At 27.7% G+C, this 17,043-nt stretch carries 14 protein-coding genes and 1 other annotated feature; of the genes, 3 read left to right on the top strand and 11 right to left on the bottom strand.

From position 1 onward, the window contains the following. Positions 1–96 precede the first annotated feature (96 nt). The 4 genes from KYD98_RS13655 to purR all read right to left on the bottom strand — a co-directional run bounded on the left by KYD98_RS13655 (position 97) and on the right by purR (position 3,904). On the bottom strand, positions 97–1,056 hold the full coding sequence (locus KYD98_RS13655; protein WP_219780602.1) for a ribose-phosphate diphosphokinase: 960 nt from the start codon (positions 1,054–1,056) through the stop codon (positions 97–99). Between the two features lie 47 nt (positions 1,057–1,103). Beyond that, complete coding sequence (gene glmU, locus KYD98_RS13650) at positions 1,104–2,471, bottom strand: bifunctional UDP-N-acetylglucosamine diphosphorylase/glucosamine-1-phosphate N-acetyltransferase GlmU (RefSeq protein ID WP_219780601.1); 1,368 nt, start codon at positions 2,469–2,471, stop codon at positions 1,104–1,106. A gap of 212 nt (positions 2,472–2,683) precedes the next feature. Beyond that, positions 2,684–2,959, bottom strand: a complete 276-nt coding sequence (spoVG, locus tag KYD98_RS13645; RefSeq protein WP_219780600.1) for a septation regulator SpoVG — start codon at positions 2,957–2,959, stop codon at positions 2,684–2,686. 129 nt (positions 2,960–3,088) lie between these two features. Continuing rightward, positions 3,089–3,904 carry a pur operon repressor gene (gene purR / locus KYD98_RS13640; protein ID WP_219780599.1) on the bottom strand — a complete coding sequence of 272 codons (816 nt, stop codon included), beginning with the start codon at positions 3,902–3,904 and terminating at the stop codon, positions 3,089–3,091. A gap of 289 nt (positions 3,905–4,193) precedes the next feature. Between purR and murC the strand changes: the two genes are divergently transcribed. Then, the gene (gene murC, locus KYD98_RS13635) at positions 4,194–5,576 is read left to right on the top strand and encodes a UDP-N-acetylmuramate--L-alanine ligase (protein WP_219780598.1); all 1,383 of its coding nucleotides are present in this window, start codon (positions 4,194–4,196) and stop codon (positions 5,574–5,576) included. A gap of 136 nt (positions 5,577–5,712) precedes the next feature. Here the strand turns inward: murC and KYD98_RS13630 are convergent, their stop codons facing one another. Further along, positions 5,713–6,789: a M24 family metallopeptidase gene (locus tag KYD98_RS13630; protein ID WP_219780597.1), complete on the bottom strand. Its 1,077-nt coding sequence runs from the start codon at positions 6,787–6,789 to the stop codon at positions 5,713–5,715. A 325-nt stretch (positions 6,790–7,114) separates the two neighbouring features. On the opposite strand from KYD98_RS13630, the gene KYD98_RS13625 reads away from it, so the two are divergent. Beyond that, the gene (locus tag KYD98_RS13625; protein WP_219780596.1) at positions 7,115–7,813 is read left to right on the top strand and encodes a metallophosphoesterase family protein; all 699 of its coding nucleotides are present in this window, start codon (positions 7,115–7,117) and stop codon (positions 7,811–7,813) included. A 109-nt stretch (positions 7,814–7,922) separates the two neighbouring features. Further along, positions 7,923–8,179, top strand: a binding site (T-box leader). 125 nt (positions 8,180–8,304) lie between these two features. Then, positions 8,305–9,699, top strand: coding sequence for an asparagine--tRNA ligase (gene asnS, locus KYD98_RS13620; RefSeq protein WP_219780595.1), 1,395 nt, complete (start codon positions 8,305–8,307; stop codon positions 9,697–9,699). 75 nt (positions 9,700–9,774) lie between these two features. Here asnS and KYD98_RS13615 read toward each other — a convergent pair whose 3' ends face one another. The 6 genes from KYD98_RS13615 to KYD98_RS13590 all read right to left on the bottom strand — a co-directional run bounded on the left by KYD98_RS13615 (position 9,775) and on the right by KYD98_RS13590 (position 16,935). Further along, on the bottom strand, positions 9,775–10,635 hold the full coding sequence (locus tag KYD98_RS13615) for a carbohydrate ABC transporter permease (RefSeq protein ID WP_219780594.1): 861 nt from the start codon (positions 10,633–10,635) through the stop codon (positions 9,775–9,777). Then, on the bottom strand, positions 10,635–11,498 hold the full coding sequence (locus KYD98_RS13610) for a carbohydrate ABC transporter permease (RefSeq protein WP_219780593.1): 864 nt from the start codon (positions 11,496–11,498) through the stop codon (positions 10,635–10,637). The genes KYD98_RS13615 and KYD98_RS13610 overlap by 1 nt, the downstream gene beginning before the upstream one ends. A gap of 22 nt (positions 11,499–11,520) precedes the next feature. Next, on the bottom strand, positions 11,521–12,762 hold the full coding sequence (locus KYD98_RS13605) for an ABC transporter substrate-binding protein (protein ID WP_219780592.1): 1,242 nt from the start codon (positions 12,760–12,762) through the stop codon (positions 11,521–11,523). Positions 12,763–12,883: 121 nt separating this feature from the next. Next, positions 12,884–14,545, bottom strand: a complete 1,662-nt coding sequence (locus KYD98_RS13600) for a glycoside hydrolase family 13 protein (RefSeq protein ID WP_219780591.1) — start codon at positions 14,543–14,545, stop codon at positions 12,884–12,886. Positions 14,546–14,626: 81 nt separating this feature from the next. Further along, entirely contained in the window at positions 14,627–15,631 is a 1,005-nt protein-coding gene (locus KYD98_RS13595; protein WP_219780590.1) for a LacI family DNA-binding transcriptional regulator, read from the bottom strand. 176 nt (positions 15,632–15,807) lie between these two features. Beyond that, positions 15,808–16,935, bottom strand: coding sequence for a glycoside hydrolase family 16 protein (locus KYD98_RS13590; protein ID WP_219780589.1), 1,128 nt, complete (start codon positions 16,933–16,935; stop codon positions 15,808–15,810). Positions 16,936–17,043 lie beyond the last annotated feature (108 nt).

The following is a 17,043-nucleotide window of genomic DNA, read 5'->3' as shown; positions in this document are numbered from 1 at the left end:
TCTACTTAACTCAAAGTTATAATTAACTGATTTGATAAATCTAACAAACCTCCTATAGTAAAAACTATAGGAGGTTTATCATCTATATTCATTTTATTAAACTTCAAATAATTTGCTTATTGGTTGGTCATCATAAATCCTTTTTATTGCCTCTGCAAACAATGGAGCAACTGATAATGATGTAATTTTAACTTTTTCCATTTCTTGATTTAACTGAATAGTATTTAACATTACTAATTCTTCAATTGCTGAATTGTTTATTCTATCAAATGCTGGACCTGATAAAACTCCATGAGTGCAACAAGCATAAACATTTTCAGCACCTAATTCTTTAAGTGCATTTGCTGCATTTGTTATGGTTCCTGCAGTATCAATCATATCGTCAATTAAGATACATCTTTTATCCTTAACTTCTCCAATAATATTCATAATTTCAGAAACATTTGCCTTAGGTCTTCTTTTATCTATAATTGCTATTGGTGCATGTAGATTATCCGCAAAATTCCTTGCCCTAGTTACACTTCCTAAATCAGGTGATACTACAACTATATCATCTTGTTCAGCCAATCCTTTAGAAATAAAATATTTTGCTAATATTGGTGCTCCTAATAGATGATCTACAGGAATATTAAAATAGCCCTGAATTTGTGGAGCATGTAAATCCATTGTTAAAATTCTATGTGCTCCTGCTGCTGTTAATAAATCTGCAACCAATTTAGCCGTAATTGGATCTCTTGATTTAGCCTTTCTGTCTTGCCTTGCATATCCATAATAAGGAACAACAGCTGTTATCCTACCAGCTGATGCCCTTTTAAATGCATCAATCATAATTAATAATTCCATCAAATTATTATTAACAGGCGAACTTGTCGATTGAACTATAAACACATCAGTACCTCTAACAGTTTCATTAATATCAACAGATATTTCTCCATCACTAAAAGTTGATACTTTAGACTTTCCAACCTGCACTCCTAATATATCAGCTATATCTTGGGCTAATTTAGGATGAGAATTTCCGGTAAAAATCTTTATGTTTTTTCCATGAGTTATCATGATTATGAAGACCTCCTTAAAGTTTTAACCTATTTACAATTAAAAATTTATTTTTTTAATCCTTTTTTATCTACCCAACCTTTAATATTTTTTTGTTTTGCTCTTGCTACAGCAAGATCTCCTTCTTTTACATCATTAGTAATAGTAGAACCAGCTGCAATATATGTATTGTCTTCTACCTCTACTGGGGAAACTAAATTAGTGTTACAACCAATAAAGCTATGATCACCAATAATAGTTTTATATTTATTTTTACCATCATAGTTTACAACTACTGTGCCACATCCAAAGTTACATTCTTTACCAACTTCAGCATCTCCTATATAAGTTAAATGAGATACTTTAGTTCCATCTCCAATAGTTGATTTCTTTATTTCAACAAAGTCTCCTATTCTAGCTTTTTTACCAACCTTTGTTTCAGGTCTTAAATAAGCAAATGGACCTACAGTTGTGTTATCTCCAATACTACTATCTAAAATTACAGAAGATTGGATATCTACTTCATTACCTATAGTACTATCTTTTATTCTAGAGTTTTGATAAATAATACAGTTATTTCCTATAACTGTGCAACCTTCTAATATATTATTAGGATATATTATTGTATCTTTTCCTATTTCCACATCTATACCTATATAAGTTGTTTTAGGATCTATTAGTGTTACACCATTTTCCATATGTTTAAGATTTATTCTATTTTTAAGTATTTCTTCTGCTTCAGCTAATTGAACTCTAGAATTTACACCTATTGTTTCTTCAAAATCAGTTACAAATGCTCCAATTGTTTTTCCTTGGGATTTTAAAATTTCTATAACATCAGTAAGATAATACTCACCTTGTTTATTATTATTATTTAGTTTACCTAAAGACTCACATAATGATTCAATATCAAAACAATATATTGCTGCATTCATTTCATTAACTTTTAATTCTTCTTCATTACAATCTTTATGTTCTACAATTTTTAAAACTTCATTTCCATTTCTAATGATTCTTCCATAACCTGTTGGGTCTTCAACTATAGAAGTTAAAATAGTAGCTGAGTTATTATTTTCTATATGACTTTCTACTAAATTTTTAATAGTGGATTCTTTTATTAAAGGAGTATCTCCAGTAAAAACTGCTACTATACCTTGTTTACCCTTTAAAAATTCTGAGGCACATTGTACCGCATGACCTGTTCCTAATTGTTCGGATTGAAGCGAATACTCTATATTTTTTATTTGTGTTCTCTCTTTTACAAGTTCAGCTCCGTTTCCTACAATTACATTTACATCATCAATTCCTGCTTTTCTTATTGTATCTATTACATGAATAACCATCTCTTTACCACATACTTTATGTAATACTTTAGGTATATCAGATTTTATTCTCTTTCCCTGTCCTGCAGCCAAAACTAAGGCACATTTATACATTAACATACCACCTCATTCAAATTATTTATTATTTTTAAATAATAATTTTCTAATCTTTTATTCATACTATGCGCATCGCACCCTAATTAATTATATTTGAAAGAATCTTTTATTTCAAGCTATGTAAATGTTTAAAACTTAATATAACCATATTTTTGAAAAAAAAATAAAAGGAAGTATTTATTCTTCCTCTCATTTTTTAATAATCAATTTTACCCTTCTAACCCTTGCTCTGAAATTGCTTTTTCATAAGCATTTAAAATCTCAGATTGAATCTTTTCTCTTGCTTCCATGCTTATAGGATGAGCTATGTCCTTAAATTCTCCATTTGGTGTTTTTCTGCTAGGCATAGCTATAAATAAACCATTTTGGCCTTCTATAACTTTAATATCATGTACAACAAATTCATTATCAAAAGTAACAGAAACTATGCCTTTCATTTTTCCCTCTGAAGATATTTTTCTAACTCTAACGTCTGTGATTTGCATCTTAGTACACCTCCAGTTGCATTAAAAATACTTATATAGATAGTAAATTCTCCATAAATTTCTAAATTCCTTTTTTATATTTCATAAACTTTCAGAAAATTTATGAATATACTTTTTTATCATTGTATATTATGCAAATGTCTTAGAAGGACATACTTCCATTATTGATCCCTTATCAACAACTTTTAGCTCTACTATAGAAACATATTCATCAACTAGCTTTTTATTAAACTCTGTATTATCTACTAAGACTCCAATACCAACTAATTCACTTTCAAACTCTCTTAATAATTCTTTAATTCCAAGTGCAGTTCCGCCAGCTTTCATAAAATCATCAATAAAAATGCATCTACTTTTTGCCTTCATTGATTTTTTTGAAAGAGACATTTGTTGTAGTCTTCCACTACTTCCAGAAACATAATTTATACTAACAGTAGTACCTTCTGTAACTTGACTATCTCTTCTTGCAATTACTAATTGTACACCTAAATTCCTAGCCACTTCATAAGCTAAAGGTATTCCCTTAGTCTCTACAGTTATAACGTAATCTACATTTGCTTCTTGGAAACATGAAGATAACATAACTCCTGCTGTACTAATTATTTCTGGATTATACATTAAATCTGTCATATATATTATATTACCTGGTATAACTCTACCATCATCTTTTAAAAGATTGCATAGTTCTAGTGCAAATTCTCTTGCCTTATCTTCTCCTATTTTAGGAATATATTTTATTCCTCCAGCTACTCCAGAAATTGTTTCTATTTTTCCCATATTAAGTTTTTCTAATACTTCTCTTACTATAACTATATCTTCACTTAGTGTAGATTTTGCTGCATTCAGTAATTCTGAAAATTTATTTAATCCTACTATTTTGTTTGGATTTTCCATTAATATTTTGGTTATGGCAACCACCCTGTTATTCCTACTTAATTTTTCCAATAAAATCACCTACACACATTATTTTCCGAATTATTTTCAAGTTAATCTATGTTAACATTCATATTTTATTCTAAATTTCACTCAATAGCAATGTTTTTTACTTATAAAACTGCCATATTATAAAAACTCTTCACATATATATAAAAATCACATAGAATATTTAAGTAATTATTTTTTATGGTTCAATTTCAGAAAAATGTATATAATTATATAATAAGTATCCATATTTTATTTAAATTTATAAATCTTAAATAAAATATAATGAGATTAATAAAAAGGGGTTGATATTTTGTCTTTCAATTTTATAGAAGATAAAGATAAGAAGGTACACTTTATAGGTATTGGCGGAATTAGTATGAGCGGTCTTGCTGCTGTATTATTAAATAGTGGCTTTAAAGTGTCGGGATCTGATTTCAAAGAATCAAAAATAACTAAAAAATTAGCGCTTTCAGGTGCTGAAATTTACATAGGACATGATAAAAATAACATAAAAAATGTTGATTTAGTGGTATACACAGCTGCTATTCCTGAAAGTAATCCTGAACTTATATACGCCAAAGAACAAAATATAGAGTTAATGGATAGAGCAGAGTTTTTAGGAACTATAATGAAAGGACATAAATATAATGTAGCTATTTCTGGTGCTCATGGAAAAACGACTTGTACTTCTATGTTATCTAATATCACACTAAAATCAAACTTAGATCCAACAATTTTAGTTGGTGGAGAAATGGATGCTATAGGTGGAAATTTTAGAATAGGTAATAGTGACTTCTTTATTACAGAAGCTTGCGAATATAAACGTTCATTTTTAAAATTTTTCCCTTATGTTGGTGTTATCTTAAATATAGATGCAGATCATTTAGATTATTATAAAGATATAGATGAAATAACAGAAACTTTTCTACAATTTTCAAAACTTATTCCTAAAGATGGTTATCTAATTGGATATACTGGTGATTCAAGAGTAAGAGAAATTTTAAACAAAGCTAACTGTAATACTTTAAGTTATGGATTTAAAGATGCCGATGTTATTCCCCAAAATATAACTTTTAATGAAAAAGGTTGTGCTTCTTTTGATGTCTATAAAAATGACACTAAATTGTTTAATGTAACATTAAACAATCCAGGAGATCATAACATATTAAATGCTCTTTCTGCAATTTGTGTATCACTTATATTTAAAGTTGATACTAAAGATATAATTGCTGGTTTATTAGAATGTAAGGGTGCTCATAAAAGATTTGAATACAAAGGGACTGTAGATGGAGTTACTATTATTGATGATTATGCACATCACCCTGTAGAAATAAAAGCAACTTTAAATACAGCTAAAAAAATTCCTCATAACAAAACTTTCTGCGTATTCCAACCTCACACATACACTAGAACTAAAACTTTATTTAGTGAATTTACAGATGCTTTCTTTGATGCTGATGAAGTTGTATTAATGGATATTTATGCTGCTCGTGAGAAAGATACTGGATTAGTCTCTTCTAATGAACTTGGTGATGCATTAAGAGCTAAAGGCGTAAAATGTACTAATGTACATTCACATGATGAAGCATTAACATACGTAAAAGAAAATACTGAATCTAATGATTTACTTCTTACAGTTGGTGCTGGGGATGTTGTTATTGTTGGAGAAAAATTTCTTAATACATTAAAATAACAAAAAGGACTATCTCAAAACATTCTTATGTCTTTGAGGTAATCCTTTTTTATTTACTATATCTTAGACACATGAAATAAAATAATAGATTAAATGAACGGACATACTGGTCTATTATTTTTTTGAATATGTCTTATTAAATAACTATAAGATCTTTTGTTACTGCATTTAATATTTCTGCTCCATCTTTAGTAACTAATACCAAGTCTTCTATCCTAACTCCTATATCATCCTTTAAATATATTCCTGGTTCAATTGAAAATATCATTCCAGCCTTTACTTCATCATGATTTATTGAACTTACATCACCTTTATCATGAGTTTCTAATCCTATGCTGTGTCCTGTTCTGTGAGTAAAAAATTCACCATAACCTTTTGATTCTATATAACTTCTTGCTGCTGAATCTATTTCTGAAAATTTAACTCCATCTTTTACTTTTTTAATTCCATTTAAATTTGCTTGTTTAACTATTTCGTATATTTCTTTTTTATGATTGTTTGGTTCTTCTCCAAAGAATACAGTTCTAGTCATATCAGAACAATAATGGTTATATAATCCCCCTATATCTAAAACCACTGTATCACCTTTTTTAAGTTTTGTATCCCCGCAATTACTATGAGGATCTGCTCCATTAGTATCAAAGGCTATTATAGGAGTAAATGAAAAATCACTAGCTCCTTCTTGTTCATATATTTCAGCTAATAATCTTTGGGCATATTTTTCAGTCATTCCTTCTTTAAGTTCTGATTGAAGCTTTAACATAACCCTATCATTTATTTGTGATGATTTTCTCATAAGATCAATTTCTTCAGCATCTTTAATCATTCTTAAACTATCTATTATTGGAGATGAATTTACAAATCCTTTCACTACATTAAGTTCCATTAATCTTATTAAGAATTTTGCACTCCAATCTTTATCTATTCCTAAAATTTTGTTATTTTCTAATATTTTGCTTAATATTTCAACAGAATCATCACTATCTGTATACCAAACAATATCTATCCCTAAATTATTCTCTACAGGGAAAAGTTTATTAACTATTAACTTATGATTTCCAGAAGAAGTTAAATAAAGTGCTACCATTCTTTCGCCTGCTTCTATCCATTTCCCAGTAAGATAATATATTGATGCTGGTGATGTAACAATAATTTGTGAAAGACCTTGTAATTCCATTTCTTCAATTACTTTTAGTACTCTACTGTTTTTCATTAATTTCTCTCCTAACTTAAGCATATAGATTAAAATAATAGTTAAAATATATATAAATTTTACTCTATTATTTCTGAATATGCCTTATTTAAAATGCTTCATATATGTTTTCTAATTATATTATAATATCTATTTAGAAACATATATTATAACTTTTCTATATAAGTCCCTTACTTTCCTGGTAATTTATATAACTTATAAATATTCCATAATTTATATAAATAAACAAAATTTATTGAAACTTATATATTTATTATATAACTTTACATATAAAAATAACATTAGATGCTATAATATATATAAATTAATATTAGGAGGACTACTTATGAAGATAGCAGTAATTTCAGATATTCACGGAAACATTTATTCACTTATTAGAGCATTGCAAGACATTGATAATGAAAAAGTAGATATTATAATTTGTTTAGGCGATTTAGTAGGTTATGGTCCTAATCCAAATGAAGTAGTAGCAATGATTAAAAGACGAAATATTCTTTGCTTAAGAGGGAATTATGATACCTCTGTTGTTGATAATGAGTATTCTTATATAAGAGAAACAGACATAAATAGTTTTTCTTTACCTTGGACTTTTAATGAACTTAGAGAACAAAATAAATACTTTTTAAGTAATTTACCTACTTCACTCTCTTTAGATATTCATGATAAAAAAATTCTATTTGTTCATGGGAGTCCAAATAAGCTTAATGAATACTTATTTGAAGATAGTGAAAATACTGCGGATATAATGAGTTCTATAGAACAAAATATCTTAGTTTGTGCTCATACTCATATTCCATCAATAAAAAACTTTGGTAATAAAACTTACATAAATTGCGGCAGTATCGGTAAACCTAAAATAGGACGACCTAATCTTACTTATTGTATATTAGATATTACCAAAGAAAGTGAAGTTAAAGTGCAAATTAAGGAACTGCCTTATGAATATAAAAAAATAGTTCAAGATATGACCATATTAAATTTTCCTTCAAGATTAATTCAAAGTTTTGAAAAAGGATTAGAATAAAATTTAGAAATATTCAATACTAAATTAACATAATAGTCTATTATTTTTGAATGTCGCTTATTGCATTTGTTAGATAAATACTGTAAAATTATACACAATATAATATTTAAAACATACTATGATGAGAAGAGTAAGTCTAGAATGTAGTTTTAGCGAATGAGGGATGGTGTAAGCCTTGTACGAAGTCTATTCTGAAGAACATCTCTGAGTTTCTAACCGAAAATTGTTAAATTAGTAGGCTTAGACGGATTTAACCCGTTAGAGATTATATAAAGCAAATGTTGTGCTTTATACAAAGAGGTCATATGATAAATAAATCTTATGACAATTTGGGTGGTACCACGAAACAATACTTTCGTCCCATTATATGGGATGGAAGTTTTTTTATATTTAAAGTTATTTAAAATAAATTTAATTAGTATTTTAAATAACTAATAAGGTACATGAAAAAATTGAATGTACCTAACTTAAATTATGGAGGTTAATTATAAATGAAAAATGTAGTTTTAATCAAAAAAATTTATAGAGAAACTGATCAATTTTTATCAAAAGAAATAACAGTCTCAGGATGGATAAGAACATTAAGAGCATCTAATGCTTTCGGATTTATTGAAATAAATGATGGTTCTTTCTTTAAAAACATTCAAGTAGTTTTTGATGATAAATTAGGAAACTTTAAAGAAATATCAAAATTACCTATAAGTTCTTCAATTTCAGTTGTAGGTACATTAGTTGCTACACCAGATGCAAAACAACCATTTGAAATTCAAGCTAAAGAAGTAATTATTGAAGGAATGTCTAATTCAGATTATCCTCTTCAAAAGAAAAGACATACTTTTGAATATTTAAGATCAATTGCACATTTAAGACCAAGAAGTAATGCATTCTCTGCAACATTTAGAGTACGTTCAGTTGCAGCCTTTGCAATACATAAATTCTTCCAAGAACAAAACTTTGTTTACACTCATACTCCAATAATCACAGGTAGTGACTGTGAAGGTGCTGGAGAAATGTTTAGAGTAACTACTCTTGATCCTAAAGCTCCTGAATTAACTAAAGAAGGAGATGTTGATTACACAAAAGACTTCTTTGGTAAAGAAACTAACCTTACTGTTTCTGGTCAATTAAATGCTGAATGTTTCGCATTAGCATTCAGAAATATATATACATTTGGACCTACATTCAGAGCTGAAAATTCTAATACTACAAGACATGCAGCTGAATTCTGGATGATAGAGCCTGAAATAGCTTTCGCTGATCTACAAGATGATATGGAACTTGCAGAAGCAATGCTTAAATATGTTATAAAATATGTTATGGATGAATGTCCAGAAGAATTACAATTCTTTAATTCATTTGTTGATAAAGGATTATTAGAAAGATTAAATCATGTTGTTTCATCAGACTTTGCTAAAGTTACTTATACAGAAGCTGTTGAAATATTAGAAAAATGTGATAAAGAATTTGATTATCCTGTATCTTGGGGTATTGATTTACAAACTGAACATGAAAGATATCTTACTGAAGAACACTTTAAGAAACCATTATTTGTAACAGATTATCCTAAAGATATCAAAGCATTCTATATGAGAATGAATGATGATAATAAAACCGTTGCTGCAACTGACCTTTTAGTACCAGGTATCGGTGAAATCATTGGTGGTAGCCAAAGAGAAGAAAGATTAGATGTATTAGAAGCTAGAATGGCTGAGTTAGGCCTTAAAAAAGAAGATTATTGGTGGTATTTAGAATTAAGAAAATACGGTGAAACTAAACATGCTGGATTTGGTTTAGGATTCGAAAGATTAATTATGTATATCACAGGTATGACAAATATAAGAGACGTAATACCATTCCCAAGAACTCCTGGAACATCTGAATTCTAGAAAAATTTATTATATAAAAAAGCCGAACTTTTAATTAAATAATAGTTCGGCTTTTAATTTAACTTTATTTATTAATTATTTTATTGCACCTTTAGTAACACCATTAATAATACCTTTTTGAGCAAATAAGTAGAATACTAATATAGGTATTAATGCTAATAAGTATGATGCAAATGCTAAGTTATAGTCTGTTCCAAATTGTGATTGGAATATAAATTGAACTAATGGAATAGTAGCAAAATCAGGATTACTTAATATTACAAGTGGTAACATAACATCATTCCAGCACCATAGTGCTGTTAGAATTGCTACTGTTGCATGTATTGGCTTTAGCATTGGAAATATTATTCTATAAAATACTTGCCATGTACTAGCCCCATCCATTAATGCCGCTTCTTCTAATTCTATTGGAATAGATTTTAGAAAACCCACATATAAAAATATATTAGAAGACAGACCATATATTGTATATAAAAGTATTAGTCCTATTATATTATCCATTCTCCAAACACTAACTTGTTTTACAAGTGGTAGCATTATAATAGGGAAAGGTACAAACATTGCACTTAAAAAATAATAATACATTGCTTTATATGATTTTTTATTCATATTTCTTGCTATTGCATATCCAACCATTGAATTTGTAATAAGTGTTAATATAACTGTTATAACTGTTATAATTAAACTATTTTTCAAAGCATTAAAAAAGTTTGTCATCTTTATAGCCTTAGAGAAATTTTCAAAATGTAATATCTTTGGTATTGATAAAACACCATTCATCATATCTTGTGGTGACTTTAATGCAATAAGTATTGTTACTAATAACGGAAATAAAATTGTTAAAGTACCTAATATCATTAATATTGTCACAATCCAATTTGTCTTTTCGTCTTTATATCTATTATTTTTTTTAGATTTATTTGATAATGTTAACATTATAATTGCATCTCCCTTCTCTCAAGGATTCTTAGTTGTAATACTGATATAGCAACTACAACTATAAAATAAATTACTGAATTGGCTGATTGATATCCAAATTGACTACCATCAAATCCAGCTTTATATATTAATACTGCTATAGATTCAGTTGAGCCTGAAGGTCCTCCACCTGTAAGTGATATTATTTGATCAAATACATTTAAAAAGTTTTTCATAGCTAATACCATATTTATAGTAAAGAACGGTGCCAATAATGGAAACGTTATCCTCTTGAATTGAATCCATTTACTTGCTCCATCAATCGCACTTGCTTCATATACATCACTAGGTATTGTTTGAAGGCCTGATATATATATAATAGTGTTAAATGCAATAGCTTGCCATGATGCAACAATAACAACACCTATCCAAGCCAAATTAGGATTACCCAAAATACTTTTACTTAATATCTCACTTCCAATTGCTTGTCCTACGTTTGTTAAAATAAAAGTAAAAATATAATTAAAAATATATCCTACTATTAATCCACCTAAAATATTAGGTATAAAATATATTCCTCTTAATGTGTTTTTAAATTTTATTTTAGAATTTAATCCTACTGCTAAAATTAGACTTATTATGTTTACCATAATAGTTGACACCAATGCAAATTTAAACGTAAACATATAAGAGTTGATTATTCTTTCATCAGTAAAGATTCCTAAATAATTTTTTAACCCAACAAATTTAAAAGTCCCAAATCCTCTCCAATTTGTAAAACTATACGAAATACCTTTTAATAACGGTAATGTGTGGAAAATAAAAAATAGAATTACTGCTGGTATTGACATTAATAAGAAAACTCTTTTTTTCTCTTTCATGATTTTCACCCCTATAAACTACTTATTGTACTGTTCTATTCCATCTATCATCTAAAGCATTTAATAATTTATTAATATCTTTATCAAATAAATAGGCTTGTGCTAAATCAGCAACTTGCATTGATGATGGATAATGGTGATCTGGAAAATCTTTAACCATTCCATTTTTAAAATATGGCTTTAAATCTTGTACTGTTTTATCTTCTTGATACATATCTTTGATTGCTGGTATTGCAAATTGTTCTTTTGAATATTGAGCAACACTATCACTTCTAGTCATAAATTCTAAGAATTTCATTGCTGATTCTTTATGTTTTGAATCTTTTGGTACTGAAAATAATAAATCGATACCAGAAACAACATTATTTTTTGTTGGATCATTATTTGCTGGAAGTACAAACATACCTAGATTACTTTCTGGATTTATCTTTAAAATCTCCGGAATAACCCAGTTTCCTTGTATCATCATTGCAATATTTCCTTGAGCAAAAGCTACATTACCATCATTGTATCCGATTCCAAAGTTATCATTATGACCATAATCTATTAACTTACTTATCTTTTCAGCTACTGGTTTATATTCTTCTTTAAATGTGACTTGATTATTTTTACGTTTATTAAAAAAATCATCTGATTCAGTATTAGCAGTTATAGCATTCCATGCTGGCATTGATGTCCATGCATCTTTAAGAGTAAAACAAAATGGTGTTATTCCTGATTGCTTTATTTTTTCTGCCGTATTTAAAAATTCATCCCATGTAGTAGGAATTTTTAAATTTAGTTTTTCAAAAATATCTTTATTATAAACTACTCCCCCTGCATTACATGCATAAGGTATTCCACATAAAGTATTATTAGGTTCAAACTCTAAACTTTTTAAGACATTAATATATGCTGGTTGAACTCTATCTATAATTTGCTTTTGATTTGATAAATCTTCTAAAATACCAGCATCTACAAAATCTCCATAATTCATTTCACCAGCTATTGTTAATATATCAGGAACATCATTTTTAACTAATCGAGTTTTTAATACAGTTATTGCTTGTGCTGGTGAACTAATTACTATATCAATATTGGGATTTTCTTCTTCAAATTTAGCCTCTAAGTTTTTAAATGTTCCTATAGCTTCTGCTTTGCTTAAAAAAACTTCTACTCTTTCCCTTCCATCTGCACTATTTGTATCTTTTTTAGTACATCCAGTAAATGAAATTGATAATAAACAAATTGTCAAACAGGTAATAATAATTTTTTTATATTTCATTATTTCACTATTTTTTATAAGTTTTTATTATAAAAAATAGTTTTCACCTCCTATTATTTAAAATCTTTACTTAAACCACATCTTATTTTAGAAATAGATCCCAGAATAAGATGTATATTTATTAAATAAGATATACTCTACATTCATAAGGCCTTAAATTAAAGTTTTCTAAACTTACTTCACTGCAATTATCATAATTAGATATCAAAAGTTCTTTATATTTTGATTGGATATCCTTTGGAAGTTTAAAATTAATATTATTTTGTGAAAAATTACATATAACTAATAATTTCTCTTTTTCAAAATTTCTTACATATGAATAAATTTCTTCACTATCTTCTAATATTAATTCATAGTTTCCATAAACAACTATTTTATTGTTTTTTCTTATTTGTATCAATTTTTTATAATAATTAAAAATTGAATCTTTATCTTCCAGTTGGCTTTTTACATTTATATGTTTATAGTTTGGATTAACTTTTAGCCAAGGCTTTCCTGTTGTAAATCCTGCATTATCAGTATTATCCCATTGAATTGGTGTACGTGCATTATCTCTACCCCTATCGTATATTCCTTCCATCATTTCATTATGAGATCGTCCTTTTTCAATAACTAAATCATTATATGCATTTTTAATCTCTATATCTTTATAATCATCTAAACTTTCAAACTTCACATTAGTCATTCCAATTTCTTCACCTTGATAAATATAAGGAGTTCCTCTCATCATATGAAGACATGTAGCTAGCATTTTAGCAGATTCTTTCCAATACTTTTTATCATCACCAAATCTTGAAACAACTCTTGGTTGATCGTGATTATTCCAATAAAGACTATTCCATCCCTCCTTATCTAATCCATTTTGCCATTTAGATAATATTGTTTTTAAATCTGTTAATTTAAATGAATGCTTATGCCATTTTCCATACTCTCCATTCCCTATATCAGTATGTTCAAATTGAAAGACCATATTAAGCTCATTTCGCTCTTCCCCTGTATATAATTTAGCTTCTTCAATACTTACTCCAGGCATTTCACCAACAGTTATTAAATTTCTATCTTTTAAAACATTTTTATTCATTTCTTGTAAAAATTCATGTATTCTAGGTCCATTCATAGAATATTTACTAAAGTCTCCGTTTTCTCCATCAGGAAATTCTTGATCTTTAGAAATGAAATTAATAACATCCATTCTAAACCCATCTATTCCTTTATCTAGCCACCATTGCATCATAGAATACACTTCATTTCTCAAATCTTCATTTTCCCAATTTAAATCTGGTTGCTTTTTAGAAAATAAATGTAAATAATACATATCTGTAGTTTCATCATATTGCCATGCTGATCCACTAAAACAAGAGACCCAATTATTTGGTGGTTCATTATCTTTGCCTTTTTTCCATATATAATAATCTCTATATTTATTATTTTCTGATTTTCTACTTTCCATAAACCATTGATGTTCATCTGATGTATGATTGACAACTAAATCCATCATTATTTTAATTTCTTTTTCATGAGCTGACTTAAGTAAATCGTTAAAGTCATTCATAGTACCAAACTCTGTCATTATGTCTTTATAATCACTTATATCATATCCATTATCATCATTAGGTGACTTATATACAGGAGACAGCCAAATTACATCTATACCCAATTCTTTTAGATAATCTAACTTCTCTATAATTCCTCTTATATCTCCGATGCCATCCCCATTACTATCCTTAAAACTTCTTGGATAAATTTGATACACTACGCTTTCTTTCCACCAATTTTTTTTCATAAAATCGTCTCCTTTTATTTAAAATAAATAAACTATGTATTAGGTTAACCGTTTACGTAAATCTGAAAAATAAAATGGTTTTTATTTTAACCATTTTACTGTTTCTCTTTCAACAATATTATGCTGCATAATTATTTCCCTTTTAGACTCTTTTCCATTTAACATATTTAAAATTTCATTGAATGCTTTACATCCCATTTCATATAATGGTTGTGATAATGTTGTTAATGGTGGTATGGACATTATCGCAATCTTAGTATTATCATATCCAATAACCGATAGATCTTCTGGTATTCTAATACTTTCTCTATATGCTACATTTAAAACTCCTACTGCCATATCATCACTTGCTACAAATATAGCCGTAAATTTCTTTTTTTTATTTAACAAAATATTCATGCATTCAATACCACTTTTATAAGAAAAATCTCCATATACAATAAGTTCGTCATCTAACTTTATTCCATAGTCTAAAAGTGCATTTATGTATCCTTGAACTCTTGGCCATCCTGCTATAGGATCTTTCTTTGTGCCACTAATCATAGCTATATTTTTATGTCCTCTATCTAATAAATATTTAGTTGCAGCATATGATGCTGATATATCATCTACTTTTATATAAGGCATATCATAATTAAATGACTTTGTTGAAATTAATATATATGGAATATTCATTTTATTTAAAACTTTATAATATTCATCTAGTATTTGTATACTTACAATGATGACAGCATCTAACTTTCTTTCTTCTACTATTCTTAAATATTCCAAAGTCCTAATACCTTCTGAACCTGTATTACAAAGTATAACACTATAATTATTATTACGTGCTGAATCTTCTATTCCACGAATAATTTCTCCATCAAAATTTGTAGATACATCTGGTATAATTACTCCTATAGTTCTAGTCGTATTTGTTGACAGTGATCTTGCAATTGCATTTCTTTTATATCCAATTTCGTTAACTACTTTTAGAACTTGTATTCTAGTTTCTTCAGAATATCCTCCAAGATTATTTAAAATTCTTGATACTGTAGCAACAGATACATTGGATAATTTTGCTACATCTTTTATAGTTGGTGTCATCTTAATACTCCTTTTATATTTAGGTTAACCGATTACTCAAGTATACGATAACATATTTAAATATATATATCAATATTCACTTTATAATAAAAAAACATTAAAGTCTAAGTGATATATTATATTCATTCACTTAGACTTTAATGCCTACCTATTAAAATATTTTTAATTTATAAATATTATTCAATAACATTTCCATCAGTTCCTAATTTACGTCCTTGAATAATTGTATTTTTTAACATAGCTCCGTTATTATCAAAATAATACAATTTTCCATCACATTTTTGCCATCCAGTTTGCATCTCTCCTGAATCATTTAAATAATACCAGTCTGTATTAGGGTTAATCCAACCTGTTCTCATTTTGCATTCATTATCTAAGTAATACCAATTATTATTATTATATACCCATCCTTTAACTGGAGTTGAATTATCATCTAAATAATACTGACATTGATTTTTTTTATCTTTAAACCATCCATTTCTTGTTTTATGTTCTATTAAATTATCATTTACATTTTTATAAACACGGACATAATCTACATACATTTTAGCTGGAAAATTTGTAGATAAATCTGGATCTTGTGGCCAATTTCCACCAACAGCTAAATTTAATAATATAAAAAATGGTTTATGGAATTCATCATTACCAGTAATATTATTTGCAATACTTAATTCTTCATATTGTACACCATCTACAAACCACTTAATAGTATTTGGATTCCACTCAATTGAATAAGTATGATACTCTGTTACATCAACTTCAAATTTATTACCAAAAGACTGTGCTCCTTTATCATTCCAATGAAGAGTTCCATAAATTTTATTTTCAGTATTTACATGTTCCATAATATCTATTTCACCGCAATTAGGCCATTTAACAGAAGACATATTTGCTCCTAACATCCAAAAAGCAGGCCATAGACCTTTATCTGATGGAAGTTTAATTCTTGCTTCTATTTTTCCATAAGTAAATTCTTGTAATCCCTCTGATTTTAATCGTGCAGAAGTATATTTACTTCCATTGAAGTCTTCTTTTTTAGCTTGAATAACAAGATTACCATCTTCAATCCGTGCATTTTCTTCTCTGTCTGTATAATATTGAAGCTCATTATTCCCCCATCCATGACCATCTATGTCATATGTCCAATTCGAAGTATTTACATTTCTATCATTAAATTCATCACTCCATACAAGTTTCCACTCATTTGAATCTACTTCATTTGCACTTACATTAGAAAATACTATACTTAAATTTATAATCAAAGTTAATGCAATTAAAGCTGATATATTTTTAATATATCTCATTAATACCCCTCCTATTTAATATCTAATATTATAAAAATCTTATTTACATACTATTTATAACTAAAATAATATATTAAGAAATTTATTTATATCTACTATTATAAACTT

This window comes from Clostridium weizhouense (assembly GCF_019431045.1).
Taxonomy (GTDB): domain Bacteria; phylum Bacillota; class Clostridia; order Clostridiales; family Clostridiaceae; genus Clostridium; species Clostridium weizhouense.
The sequence above is the reverse complement of the archived record's forward strand: the minus strand, read 5'-3'. Positions and strand labels throughout refer to the sequence as shown.